Annotated in this window: 11 protein-coding genes and 1 tRNA gene; 2 read left to right on the forward strand and 10 right to left on the reverse strand. The window is 59.2% G+C overall.

Annotation, left to right across the window (positions count from 1 at the left end; translation table 11 throughout):
• The first annotated feature begins 66 nt into the window (after nucleotides 1-66).
• Nucleotides 67-963, forward strand: coding sequence for a LysR family transcriptional regulator (locus tag ACXYMO_RS16370; RefSeq protein WP_458879803.1), 897 nt, complete (start codon nucleotides 67-69; stop codon nucleotides 961-963).
• 7 nt (nucleotides 964-970) lie between these two features.
• On the opposite strand, the gene ACXYMO_RS16375 is transcribed toward ACXYMO_RS16370, so the two are convergent.
• The 8 genes from ACXYMO_RS16375 to ACXYMO_RS16410 form a co-directional block, all read right to left on the reverse strand.
• Entirely contained in the window at nucleotides 971-3,424 is a 2,454-nt protein-coding gene (locus tag ACXYMO_RS16375; RefSeq protein WP_458879804.1) for a Hint domain-containing protein, read from the reverse strand.
• A gap of 328 nt (nucleotides 3,425-3,752) precedes the next feature.
• Nucleotides 3,753-4,616: an NAD(P)-dependent oxidoreductase gene (locus ACXYMO_RS16380; RefSeq protein WP_458879844.1), complete on the reverse strand. Its 864-nt coding sequence runs from the start codon at nucleotides 4,614-4,616 to the stop codon at nucleotides 3,753-3,755.
• A gap of 16 nt (nucleotides 4,617-4,632) precedes the next feature.
• Nucleotides 4,633-5,595, reverse strand: a complete 963-nt coding sequence (locus ACXYMO_RS16385; protein WP_458879805.1) for a 2-hydroxyacid dehydrogenase — start codon at nucleotides 5,593-5,595, stop codon at nucleotides 4,633-4,635.
• Nucleotides 5,596-5,599: 4 nt separating this feature from the next.
• Complete coding sequence (locus ACXYMO_RS16390; protein WP_458879806.1) at nucleotides 5,600-5,794, reverse strand: hypothetical protein; 195 nt, start codon at nucleotides 5,792-5,794, stop codon at nucleotides 5,600-5,602.
• A 4-nt stretch (nucleotides 5,795-5,798) separates the two neighbouring features.
• The gene (locus tag ACXYMO_RS16395) at nucleotides 5,799-7,151 is read right to left on the reverse strand and encodes an amidase (RefSeq protein ID WP_458879807.1); all 1,353 of its coding nucleotides are present in this window, start codon (nucleotides 7,149-7,151) and stop codon (nucleotides 5,799-5,801) included.
• Complete coding sequence (locus ACXYMO_RS16400; protein ID WP_458879808.1) at nucleotides 7,152-8,516, reverse strand: TRAP transporter large permease; 1,365 nt, start codon at nucleotides 8,514-8,516, stop codon at nucleotides 7,152-7,154.
• A 12-nt stretch (nucleotides 8,517-8,528) separates the two neighbouring features.
• On the reverse strand, nucleotides 8,529-9,116 hold the full coding sequence (locus tag ACXYMO_RS16405; RefSeq protein ID WP_458879809.1) for a TRAP transporter small permease subunit: 588 nt from the start codon (nucleotides 9,114-9,116) through the stop codon (nucleotides 8,529-8,531).
• A gap of 86 nt (nucleotides 9,117-9,202) precedes the next feature.
• The gene (locus tag ACXYMO_RS16410; RefSeq protein WP_458879810.1) at nucleotides 9,203-10,297 is read right to left on the reverse strand and encodes a TRAP transporter substrate-binding protein; all 1,095 of its coding nucleotides are present in this window, start codon (nucleotides 10,295-10,297) and stop codon (nucleotides 9,203-9,205) included.
• Nucleotides 10,298-10,601: 304 nt separating this feature from the next.
• Here ACXYMO_RS16410 and ACXYMO_RS16415 point away from each other — a divergent pair, with 304 nt between their 5' ends.
• The gene (locus ACXYMO_RS16415) at nucleotides 10,602-11,237 is read left to right on the forward strand and encodes a tyrosine-type recombinase/integrase (protein WP_458879811.1); all 636 of its coding nucleotides are present in this window, start codon (nucleotides 10,602-10,604) and stop codon (nucleotides 11,235-11,237) included.
• A 157-nt stretch (nucleotides 11,238-11,394) separates the two neighbouring features.
• Here the strand turns inward: ACXYMO_RS16415 and ACXYMO_RS16420 are convergent.
• Together ACXYMO_RS16420 and ACXYMO_RS16425 are read right to left on the reverse strand one after the other, a co-directional pair.
• Nucleotides 11,395-11,471 (reverse strand) — tRNA-Pro (locus ACXYMO_RS16420).
• A gap of 55 nt (nucleotides 11,472-11,526) precedes the next feature.
• Complete coding sequence (locus ACXYMO_RS16425) at nucleotides 11,527-12,480, reverse strand: DMT family transporter (RefSeq protein WP_458879812.1); 954 nt, start codon at nucleotides 12,478-12,480, stop codon at nucleotides 11,527-11,529.
• Nucleotides 12,481-12,752: the final 272 nt, after the last annotated feature.

Here is a 12,752-nt window from a genome sequence, read left to right on the forward strand (position 1 = left end):
TAAAGCTAGCCATTCATATTCCCTGGGGATATTGCCGAAATCCGACGATATGCTATTCATTAATGAATGGATGACTCTGACCACGATACGGATTGGTCCCTGATCCAAAGCTTTCTTGCCGTTGCGGACCACGGTTCGCTGTCTGCGGCAGCGCGCCAGTTGGGGCGCAGCCAGCCGACCCTGGGACGTCAGATTCACGCCTTGGAAACCAGTCTGGGGACTGACCTGTTCGAGCGTCACGCACGTGGTCTCCGCCTGAGCGATGCAGGGGCCGACCTGTTGCCGATGGCACGCCAGATGCATGCGGCGATGAACGCCCTGTCATTGACCGCCGCAGGACAGTCCCAGACCCTCGCAGGGACGGTGCGAATCACGGCCAGCGTCTTTGCCTCGCATTACGTTTTGCCGCCGGTTCTGGCCCATATCCGGGCGCAGGAACCCAGCATCAATCTGGTTCTGATCCCGACCGACCGGCCCGAAAACCTGCTGTTCCGCGAGGCAGATATCGCCGTGCGGATGTACCGCCCGACGCAGATGGATATCGTGACCCGTCATATCACCACGCTTGAATTGGGGATCTTTGCCGCCAAGTCCTATCTTCAGCGGGCAGGGCGCCCGCAGAGTGTGGAAGAGTTGATGGATTTCGACCTGATCGGCTATGACAACAGTGATTTGATCATGCGCACCATGCGCGACATGGGCTGGCCCGCAACCCGCGAGGATTTTGTCGTGCGCTGTGACAACCAATCCGCCTATTGGGAGCTGGTGCGCGCCGGGTGCGGCATCGGTTTTTCCCAACGCAACGTCGGGCGCGCTGATCCCTTGCTTGAGGAATTGGATTTTGGCCTGTCAATTCCGCCACTCGAAGTCTGGCTCGCCGCCCATCAGGCGATGCGCCAAACGCCCCGCATCCGCAGGGTGTGGGACCTGCTGGCCGACGGCCTCGATCAGTCGGAATTGTAATCCGGGCTTACGCCGCCAGCAAACGGGCCTCGAAACTGCGCAGGCAGCGGCGGGCCGTGTCACCGTGATTGGCAGGTGAAACGCGCAGTTCGGGGAACAGGGTCAAAAGCTCGTCCCGGGCAGGTTCATCCAGCGCTTCCAAAGATTCTTCGGTGGGATGAAAGCTTTCGGTCGGCGCGTCCTCGGCAAAAATGACCTCGTGCCGGTCGAACATCAGGTGGAAATATTCCACCATGCCGCCTTCCTGACAGCTGATGTCACGGTCATTCACCAGATGCTTGGCCGCAGCCAGAACCTCGGTTTCACCAAACAGGATTTCAGCGCGCCAGCCTGTGATCAACATACGGTGCTGGGGCGAAACGATCAGGTCCCGCTTGTTGTCCAATGCGTCTTTGCGCAGGCGAATGGGCGCGAAATCTCCGGTTGCAGCCACGGTGCGCGATCCGGTCCAGCGCAATGGTTGCAGACCGTGATCGCGGGTCACGATCAAATCGCCGGCGCGCAGGGTTTCGATGGCACGGGGTCCCTGCTCCGTTTCAATGAACGTCCCGCGTGCAAAGCAGATGATCCGCTCGATATTGCTGAAAAAGATCGTGCCGCCGCCGATCAGCGTGGCGTATCCGTTTTCGGGATTGTTCGGATCCTTGACGATCGATCCTTCGACGATCGACCCGTTCAGGAACAAGGCGTCGCCGGTTCCGTCTTCGGCCGTTTCCAGGCCGTCGACATAAATGTCGCTCCCGTCCAGCAGGCTTGCGTCCATGTTGAACGTGTCATCGCCCGCACCGCCGTCGGCGGTATCGCCGCCACCGATGCTCAGAATGTCGTCGCCGGCGCCACCGTCCAGAGTGTCGGCCCCCGCACCGCCGATGATGGTGTCAGTACCGTCGCCGCCGAACAAAATGTCGTCGCCCGCCCGACCATCGATAAAGTCGTCGCCCGCGCCGCCGTCCAGAATGTTGGTATAGGCATCCGGGCCAAAGCCCTGACCGTCAAACCCGATCAGGGTGTCGTCAAAATCAGACCCGATGATGCCATCGATCCCCGGACCAGTGTCGCCCTCGGCATAGCCGCCCGAGAACGTGCCCGTCGACAGGTCGACGTTCACCGCTGCATCGGACCCCGTGTAATCGACAGTATCCTGCCCGGTCGAGCCGTCGTTGACGTCCGCCCCTTCGCCGCCGATGAACGTGTCGCTCCCGGCCCCGCCATAAAGCGTGTCGTCACCCGCGCCGCCGGTGATCACATCATCGCCGGTCCCGGCATAGACCACATCATCACCAAGGCCCGCGTCGATGACGTCGGCGCCATCGCCCGCATCGATCACATCGTCGTAAAAGGTGCTGACCGCATCGAACTGGATGTCTGACAGCCAGATACCCTGGGTGTTCACGCCGCCGTTGTCATAGTCGAAGACGATCTGGCTGACCGGTCCGGGAATTTCCACCAGGACAGACCCTTCGGCCCAGTCCGATCCGGCCGTACCCGTGCCGGTGACCGTGTTTCCATTGACAGTCTGAAACCCACCGCCGGTGATCGTAACTGGAACTGGATTCCCGTCTGCATCATATGCCGTGATCGTCGCGATATCGACAAAGGCCGCCACGTCAAAGTCATTGATACGGAAGATGACATTCTGCACTTCATCCTCGACCGACGTCGTTGCGGCTGAGAAATCGATCGTGATGGTCGCTGTGTTGTTGCCCTGATCGACGATACCATCGTCATTCAGGTCGTTGTCACCGGTGATCAGCAGCGAACTGTCGGTATCAAAAGTTTCACCTGGTCCGTTATAGACCGGGTCGTTGACGACCGTGGCAGTTTCGAATGCGCCGTCATCCGCAATTGTGACGGCAACCTGAACATCATTGACCGTCTGATTGAAACTGGTCCCGGTTGCCCCGTCGCCCAGCGCTTCCCAGCTGAAGACGGACTCAACTGTTTCACCCTCGACCACGTCCCCCTGGGTGTCGGTGTATCCCGGCGTGATCGTGTCATCGCCGCCGGTTCCGTCCACCACGCCTACGTAGTCGGTCCATTGAAATGTCGTGTCCCCCGCGCCGGCATCGGGAAAGGTGTCATAGGCGAGAACCTCGTACGTGTGGCCCTGGATAAGCGGCTGTTCGGACAGGGTATAAAATCCGCCTGCGCCCCCGCCTTCGATGTCCAGTTGCACGATCTCGAAGGTTTCGCCGGTCGTCTGATCCAGAATGGTCCAGACAATTTCCGCATCCGTCGGCACGCCGAAGGACGTGTTGCCGTTGATCGTGGCGGTAATGGTCGCGGTTTCGCCCGCGTTGTCATCATCGAGCGTCGCCCCGTCGATGCCGAACTGGTTGTCGGTTATGGTCGCGGTGCCCGAGGGAAGCGCCTCTTGCGCATAGAGGTAGGTCGACCCGACCGTGGTGCCAAAAACCGTTGCCGGGTCGAAATTGTAAAACTGAACTTGATACGTTGCCATCTTCTGCCTGCCTCAAACGCGCGTTTTTCTGGTCCTGCCTTTTCCGTTCGATTGAGGCGGGTTTGTGACAAAGCGCGGTCACAAATTAGGAAAACAGAATATAACGCAGGGTTATTCCCGCATGGCGCGAATGGGTGAATCCGAGCGCCCGCAACAGGGGAAATTTTGAAGGTTTCCGGGTTCGCGCACGCGCGTTGGCCGGACCTGTAACTGCCGGTTTTGACTTGTTCACTCAACCGGCACAGGAGAAAGAAAAACCCGCTTCCGAAACATTCGGAAGCGGGGTTCATGATGCAATTGCTGCCAAGGTGCAGCGCTGAAACCGGTCTTATTTCAATCTCTTGATCAGGCTGGAGGTGTCCCAACGACCGCCGCCCATTTTCTGGACGTCCTTGTAGAACTGATCGACCAAAGCGGTGACCGGCAGGCTGGCGCCGATATCGTTTCCGGTGCTGAGGCAAATGCCCAGATCCTTGCGCATCCAGTCCACGGCGAACCCATGGTCGAAATGATCATCCAGCATGGTTTCGTACCGGTTGGACATCTGCCAGCTGCCTGCTGCGCCCTGGCTGATCACCTCGACCACCGCTCGCCCGTCCAGCCCGGCCTGCTCGGCAAAATGCAGCGCCTCGGACAGGCCCTGCACCAGGCCGGCGATCGCGATCTGGTTACACATCTTGGTCATCTGCCCTGCGCCGCTTTCGCCAATGCGGCGACAAATGCGAGAATAGACCTGCATGATTGGTTCGGCCCGGTCGTATGCCGCCTGCGTTCCGCCACACATGATCGACAAAACGCCGTTTTCCGCCCCGGCCTGCCCCCCCGAAACGGGGGCGTCGACGAAATCCACGCCTTTTGCCTTGGCGGCGTCGAACAATTCGCTTGTGACGGCGGCCGAAACGGTCGTGTGATCGACGAAACAGGTCCCCTCCGACATCCCGGCAAGGGCGCCATCATCGCCCACTACGACCGAGCGCAGATCATCGTCATTGCCAACACAGGCCATCACAAAGTCGGCGCCCTGCGCCGCCTCACGCGGGGTGGCGGCCATGGCGCCACCATGTTCACCGACCCATTTTTCGGCCTTGGCGGCGGTTCGGTTGTACACCGTCACGTCGTGACCGGCCTTTTGTAGGTGCCCCGCCATCGGATAACCCATGACACCCAGCCCAAAAAACGCAAGTTTCGCCATCATTCTTCCCCGTCAATTAAAGTTTGTCGCGCGGCGCCCCGCCCGAGAAAAACGTATCCAGATTATCCAGCGCGCGAAATCCCATGGCATCGCGCGTCTTGACCGTTGCACTGCCTATATGCGGCAACATGAAGATATTGTCATGCGCCGCAAAGGCCGGGTTTCCGCCCGGTTCAACCTTGAAGCAATCCAGCCCCGCCGCTGCCAGCCGTCCGGTCCCGAGCGCGTTGAGCAGCGCGTCTTCGTCCACCAGCGCGCCGCGCGCCGTGTTCACAAGAACCGCCCCCTCGGGCAGCATGGCAAACCGTTCGGCGTTCATCAAATCGGTTGTTTCGGGCGTCGCAGGGCAATGCAGCGACAGGAAATCCGATACTTCCAACAGGCTTTCGACAGAGCTGTGATACACGGCGCCGCGCTCCAGTTCCGTTCTCAGGCGGCTGCGGTTGAAGTAATGAACCTTCATGTCGAACCCGCGCGCCTTGGCGGCAAAGGCCCGCCCGACGCGCCCCATGCCGACGATTCCCACGCGGGCACCGGTGACCTGTTTGCCCACCATGAAGGATGGGCTCCAATTGTCCCACTGCCCGGTCCGTACCAGCCGGTCACCCGCCACGGCGTGCCGGGCCGCGCCCAGCATAAGCAGCATGGCGATTTCCGCCGTTGCATCGGACAGAACATCAGGCGTGTTGGTCACAACGATCCCGCGTTCGGCCAGTGCGGACAGATCGCAGTGATCGACCCCGACCGAATGGTTGGCGATGATTTTCAGCCGCGGGTCCAGCTTGTCGACAACGTCGGCGGTGAAATGTTCGGAATGACAGGGGATCATGGCATCGGCACGTGCGCTCATCGCGATGATCTCATCCGCCGTTCCGGGCGTATCCGCCTCGTTCAGGATCAGGTCATAATCGCGCCGTGCACGGGCGATGGTCGCCTCCGACAGGCGGCGCGGCATCCAAAGGACAGGTTTTTCACCCATCTGATCAGTCCTTTTTGATCGTGTCTTCCCAGAAGTTATAGAGCGCCATGGCGATGACCACGACGGCGATGACCGCGAAGGGCAGACCACCCCAGAATCCGGCAAACCCTGTTGCGATGCTCTGCGACAGGCCGAGCACGAAAATGGCCATGAGCGCGGTACCGATGATCCCCATGATGATATTGACTGGACGGGACATGTGATTACTCCGTTTCTTGGCCGTATGCGGCCAGTGTGGATTGCACCCATGCGGCGGTGCGCAACAGGCGGTCGTCCTCTTCCTGTGCTCCGATCAGCTGTACGCCGATCGGCAGGTCGTGTTCCCCCACCAGTATGGGCAGGGTCAATGATGGCAGTCCGGCAAGCGTCCACAATGTGCAAAACACCGGATCCCCTGTGCCGCCGGCGGACAGCAAAGGGGCCTCACCGGTGGCCGACGGGGCCAGGATACCGTCAAAATCATTGAAATGCTCGACAAAGTACGCTTCGGCCGTGGCTTTGACCGCCAGCGCGTCCTCATACTCAGCCTGGCTGATCTGCCGGGCGCGGGTGATGACGGGTTTCAGCGTTTCGCTGATCTGTTCCCAGTGTTCGGTGAACATCTGGTTCAGGTGCTGGTTGATCTCGTATTCGTGGATGATCCGCTGCACATCGACGAGGCCGGCCATTTGCGGGGCGGGATCGAACCGTTCCACCCGTGCGCCCAACCCTTCCATCACGGCGATCAGACCATCGCGCGCATCGTCATCCAGACGGTCGTTGAACGGCAGGTCAAACCACGCGATATCCGGTTCGACCAGCACCTCGGCCTGCGCGCCCTGCACCATGTGCGGGCGCGGACGGGCAAAGCTGAGCGGGTCGTTGGGGTCATAACTGCCGATGGCGTCGGTCAAAAGCGCGACGTCCTCAAGCGTGCGGGCAAAGCCGCCGATCTGGTCCAGCGAAACCGAGGTCTGCAACACGCCGCGCCGCGAGATCACGCCGCGCGTCGGTTTGAACCCGTAGACCCCACAAAATGACGCCGGACGAATGACCGACCCGTTGGTCTGCGTGCCCACGGCCAGCGGCACGTGACAGGCCGCCACCGCCGCCGCCGACCCGCTGGACGACCCGCCCGGCGTGCGGGTGGGATCATGCGGGTTGGTGGTGACCGTGGGATGCACAAAGGCCAATTCGGTTGTGCGCGTCTTGCCCATGATGACGGCACCTGCCTCGCGCAGGCGTTCGACGATACAGGCGTCAGCCTCAGGCTGGCGGCCCTCAAAGATGGTCGATCCGCGCTGGGTCGGCATATCGCGCGTGTCCACGATATCCTTGAGCCCGACCGGCACCCCATGCAGGGTCCCCGTGGCATGCCCGGCGCGGCGAATTCGGTCCATCTCGCGCGCCTGATCCAGCGCGGTTTCGGGATCCAGATAGGCCCAAGCCTGAACCGTAGGCTCGGTTTCTTCGATCCTGGCAAGGCAGGCCTTGGTCAACGCCTCGGAAGTCAGCCGCCCGTCACGGATGGCTTCGGCCGCCGCAGCGGCCGAAAGTAGTGTCAGGTCCTGCTTCACTTAGGGCACCCAAACCCCGAACAGGTAATCCGGCAGCCACAGGGCAATGCCCGGGAACTGGTACATCAGCACCATGCACAGGATCACGATGCCCAGATAGGGCATCAAGCCACGGAAGATCTCCATCAGCTCGATCTGGTTCTTGAGAACGCCCTTTAGGTAATAGGCCGACATGGCCATGGGCGGTGTCAGGAACGAGGTCTGGAGGTTCAGCGCCACCAGCATCGCAAAGAAATACGGGTTCACGCCAAACGTATCCAGCATCGGCAGGAAGATCGGAACAAAGATGATCAGGATTTCAGACCACTCCAGCGGCCAGCCCAACAGGAAGATGATCAGCTGCGCCAGAACCAGGAACTGCCAGGGTTCAAGGTTCATGCCAACGACCCAGTGTTCGATCACATCGTGCCCACCGAGGTAGGAAAAGATCGACGCAAAGGTCCATGAGCCCACGAACAGCCAACACACCATCGCCGTGGCCTTGGCCGTCAGGAAAACGCTTTCCTTGACCTTGGTCCAGGTCAGTGACCGGTACAGCAACGCCAGGACTAGACCGCCCAGCGCGCCCATGGCGGCCGCCTCGGCCGGGGTGGCAAGCCCCCCCAGGATCGAGCCGAGCACAAGCATGATCAGAACGGTCAGCGGAACGAAAGACACCAGCAGATCCTTGTAGATCTGCTTGGGCGGTGGCACGTCCTCATCCAGCGGTTTGGGCGCCAGTGACGGGTTAAACCAGACGCGCACCATGACATAGACGATGTACAGCCCGGCCAGCAAAAGCCCCGGGAACACCGCCGCCGCGTAGAGACGCAGGGGGGACAGTTCGGCAATCGCCGCATAAACGATCAGCATGATCGACGGCGGGATCAGGATGCCAAGCGTTCCGCCCGCGCAGATCACACCGGATGCAAAGCTTCGGTTATATCCGGCGTTGGCCATGGCCGGATAGGCCAGCAGGCCCATCAGGGTCACAACCGCACCCACGATGCCCGACGCGGTCGAGAACACCGCACAGGTCAGCAGTGCCGCGATAGCCAGCGACCCCGGCAGGTTTCGCGCGGCCATGTAGAGCGAAAAGAACAGCCGGTCGACGATATTGGCCCGTTCCACCACGTATCCCATGAACAGGAATAGCGGGATGGCGACCAGCGTGTCGTTCTCCATCACCGAATAGGTGTTCTGGTTCAGAAGGTAGAAGATGTTGTTGTCAAAGATACCTGAAAGGGTTTCAGGCGGTCCCTGATAATAAGCGTAATATCCAAACCCGACGCCCATGGCGAGAAGTGTGAATGCGATCGGAAAGCCCAGCAGCACCAGTACGATGAACAGGCACAGCATTACGATGGCAACTTGAGGATCAGTCATCTGTGTCTATCTCTACTGCTTGCCGAAAAGTTCGGGATGGTCTTCTTCGACATGCATCAGCATGTCCTCGGTTTCGCGGACGTCATCGATCCGGGGGAGCCATTCGCCGGTGCGCATCGCCAGCCAGCAGCGCATCATCTCGGCCACGCCCTGCAGCATCAGCAGAATGCCGGCTACGGGGATCAACGTCTTGAAGAAATAAATCTGGATACGGGCCGGGCTATTCCAGCTGACTTCCTTGTAGCGCCAGCTGTCGGCGGCGATTTCCCAGCCATACCAGAACAGGGCGAACATGCCGGGAAAGAAGAACAGGATATAGAGGACGAAATCGATCCGCGCCTGCCACCGGACGGAAAACAGGCGGTACAAAACATCGCCGCGCACATGCGCATCCTGTGCCAGAGCATAGGCGCCCGCCATCAGGAACAGGGCACCATACATCTGCACCATCATGTCGAACGCCCACACCGTGGGGCTGTTCAGCACATAGCGAACGAACACTTCGTAAGACACCGACAGTGTCAGGATGAGAATGCACCACCCGAACGCCTTGCCAACCCATTGGCTTAGCCCTTCGATGGCATGAATTATCTTGACCAAGGCTTTGTCCCCCTGCGCCCTTTATGAATTATTGAACGGAGGCCGCGCCCAAGGGCGGCCTCCGTCACGGTCTCTGTTTTCAGAGCTCAGCTGAAGTAATGACCATAGGCCAGCTTATAGTCAGGCTGGTTCAGGTTCAGGTAGTTCATGACTTCCTGCGCATAGGCCTTTTGCGATTCAACGACCTTGGCAAAGAATTCGTCTTCGCCCGAAATGCGGTCAACCACGATGTCCCACGCTTTCAGCTGTTCCGCCATCACCGAATCCGGGGTGCGATAAACGTTGACACCCTGCTCTTCTTTCAGGGTTTTCAGGTCTTCGGCATACCGCTTGGTGTTGTTCCAGTAGAAGTTGGAGTTTTCAGCCTCCGACGCGTACTTCAGGATGGCCTGCAGTTCAGGTGCGAGTGACTCATACTTCTTCTTGTTGAACGTGCACTCGAAGAATTCCTGAGACTGGTGGAACGACGCAAGATGGTAATGCTTGGAAACATCCTGCATACCAAAGTCGCGGTCCGACGTCGGGTTGTTGAATTCGGCCGCATCGATCAGGCCCGATTTCATCGCGGGCTGGATTTCGCCGCCCGGCAACTGAACAACCGACATACCCATTTCCAAAAGAACATCAGCCGCCAGACCAACGGTCCGGTACTTCAGGCCCTTCATCTGGCTGGCGTCTTTGATCTCTTCTTTGAACCAGCCCAGCGGCTGTGCAGGCATTGGCGAGTTAAAGAACGAAACAACGTTCAAACCCAGCGAAGCCATCAGTTCATCAAACAGTTGCTGTCCGCCACCATAGTGGATCCAGCCCAGAACTTCCTGGCTGGACCAGCCAAAACACGGACCGGTGCCAAACAGCGAGGCCGCCTTGGATTTTGAATACCAGTACGCCGGCACATAGTGAGCCGCATCCAGAACGCCGCGATGCACAGCATCCTGCATCTGGCTGGTTTTCACGACCGAGTTCACAGGCAGCAATTCAATTGTCAGGGCACCGCCCGACATTTCATTGACGCGTTTCACATAGGACTGAGCGTTCTCAAGAAAGATACCGCCGCCCCAGGCAGCCTGCATCTTCAGGGTGACGCCGTGATTGGCCGCGATGGCCGGAGTGGCCAGCGCACCGGCACCGACCACGGCTGAGCCGCGCAGAAAATTTCTGCGGTTGATTGATTTAGACATGTTTCCTCCCGTTGGTATGCGCCTTCAGCTTTTCACAAGCGATTTGGCGCAGAGTTGTCGCCTTGCGACGACGGGAACCTTAGTACAGTTCCCGAGGATTTCAAACATTCTAAAGTATGCATTGGTTTTTTTGTTGACCTGATTTAATCAGACAAATCCAAAATCAGAAAAAATCATTTCTTTTCAATTGACTGCCCACTTTTGAGTTTAGGCCTCTCACATACCGGACGTTTTCGATGTGTCTGACGTCAGACAAGGCTATGTCCGCTGGCGCAAGAAATCCGCTTGGACTAGGCGTCGCGAAATGGGGACTCTGAATGCAGCCTTGAAGCTGGCAGCAGAGCGCAAGCGTATTCCTTACGCGCCTCCCGTGAAGTTGCCACCTAAGGGTGTGGCCAAGGATCGTTGGCTGACCGAACGCGAAGTCGATGATCTTCTGTCCCATTCTGCTCCACACGTTCGGCGTTTTATCCGCATTGCAGTGGCGACAGGTCGCCGCAAAGGCGCGATCTTAGGTCTGAAATGGGTACCTTCCCTTACTAGTGGTTGGGTCGACCTCGAACGTGGTGTGATCCATTTCTTGGGTAAGGCTGAAGAAGAAACAAAGAAGAAGAAGGGTGTCGTGCGCATCCCCAACAAGCTGCTTGAGGAAATGAAGACATGGGATCAGGAAAGCCCCCATGTGATCAGCTATGAAGGCAATCCAGTTTGTGACGTTAAGAAGGCATTCGGAGCCGCTGCTAAGCGTGCAGGTGTGGCTGATGTCACTCCCCACACCCTTAAGCACACCTCTGTGACATGGGCCTTCATGGCGGGCATGACACTCGAGCAGGCGACTGACTATTTCGCGACCTCGCGGGAGACGCTCGAAGACGTCTACCGTTCTTACAGCCCGCAGGCACAAAAGGAAGCGGCTGCGATTATGGACAGGGTGCTCTGAAAACCGAAGTTAGCAGGTCTCCAGCGGCGAAGATTATGTATCTCGACGGTGTCCGGTGAGAACGAAGATCGTACAAATTACCCCCTGAAACGTTGCGGGTATCGTTGCGGACAATTCTCGGAAAAAACAAAAGGCCCCGTCAGGGGCCTTGTTTTATTGGTCGGAGTGAGAGGATTCGAACCTCCGACCCCTGCCTCCCGAAGACAGTGCTCTACCAGGCTGAGCTACACTCCGACCGTGACGGGGGCAGTACATCCATTGGCACGCTTTGGCAAGGGTCTCTGCGCGCTCATTTGAGCAGCCCGAAATGGCGCAGGGCGGTGCTGATCCGCGGGGCTGCGGGGGTACCCACGCGGCTGCGGGTGCGCAGAACGGGAGTGTGTTCCGACGCGCCGCCGCGCGCCTCGCGAAAGACGATATAAAGCCCCGAGGCAATGATCAGGCCGACCCCGGCAAAGGTCGTCCAGCCGGGCCATTCGTCAAACAGCAACCAGCCGTAAAAGATGGCCCACAGGATCTGGGAATATTGCATCGGCGCGACAATCGCGGCCTCGGCGCGTTTATAGGCCTCGATCATGAAAAGCATCGCGGCAAAGGCCAGGATCGCGATCATCGCCGACAGGGCGAAATCGATCCCTGCCATAGGCCGGTAGGTGGCCGGCAAAATCGCCCCCATGACCACAAAGGTGGCGACCGAGGGGTAAAGCAGCATGACGACGCTGCGTTCATCCGGCCCGATCCGCCGCACGATGGTCGAGGCAAGGGCCGACCCAAACGCCGCAACAAGGGCTGCGCCGTGGCCAAGGGTCAGCTCCGACTGACCCGGCTGCAAGACGATCCCGACCCCGATCAGGCCGGTCACAATGGCAATACCGCGGCGCAGGCGCACCCGCTCACCCAGAATGGGAATGGCCAGCACCGTCACAAGGATCGGCATGGCAAACAGGATCGCATAGGTATCGGCCAGCGGCAGCGCGGAAAACGCGTAAAACGCGGCCCCCGAGGCGATCACGATCGACACGGTCCTGACCGCCATCCACCACGGATGCACCGGGCGCAGCGTCCCGGGCGCGCGGTCGCGCATCAGCATCACACTGGTCAGCGGGAACGAGAACAGCACCGAAAAGAACACGATCTGAAACGGGGAATAGGCCCCGCCCAGCAGCTTGATCAGCGTGTCATGCGCCGCATAGATGGCAAATGCCGTCAGGGCGAGCAGAATGCCTTGGGTCTGGCCGTTCATATCCGGCTCCTGTTAGCAAGATGTGCGCCTTCTTGGGATCCAGGCCAGAGAATTGCAAGACGCAGGTCCGGTAGAGCCCAAAGGGTTCACGCCCTGCTGCCTCCTTGCCTCCGGTGAAGACCAACGGTCGGGTGTGAGCCTGGGGGAGAGGTCGGGACCAAGTGTGGCGTTGGGAAGTTTGGGTGGGAAGTGGGAGTTTGTTGCAGAAATAGTCGAGAGTCTTCTATTCAGATAAAGAGGTACAAGCTAGGGTGGATAAACATAATCGTAGG

It is taken from the genome of Arenibacterium sp. CAU 1754, assembly GCF_054482635.1.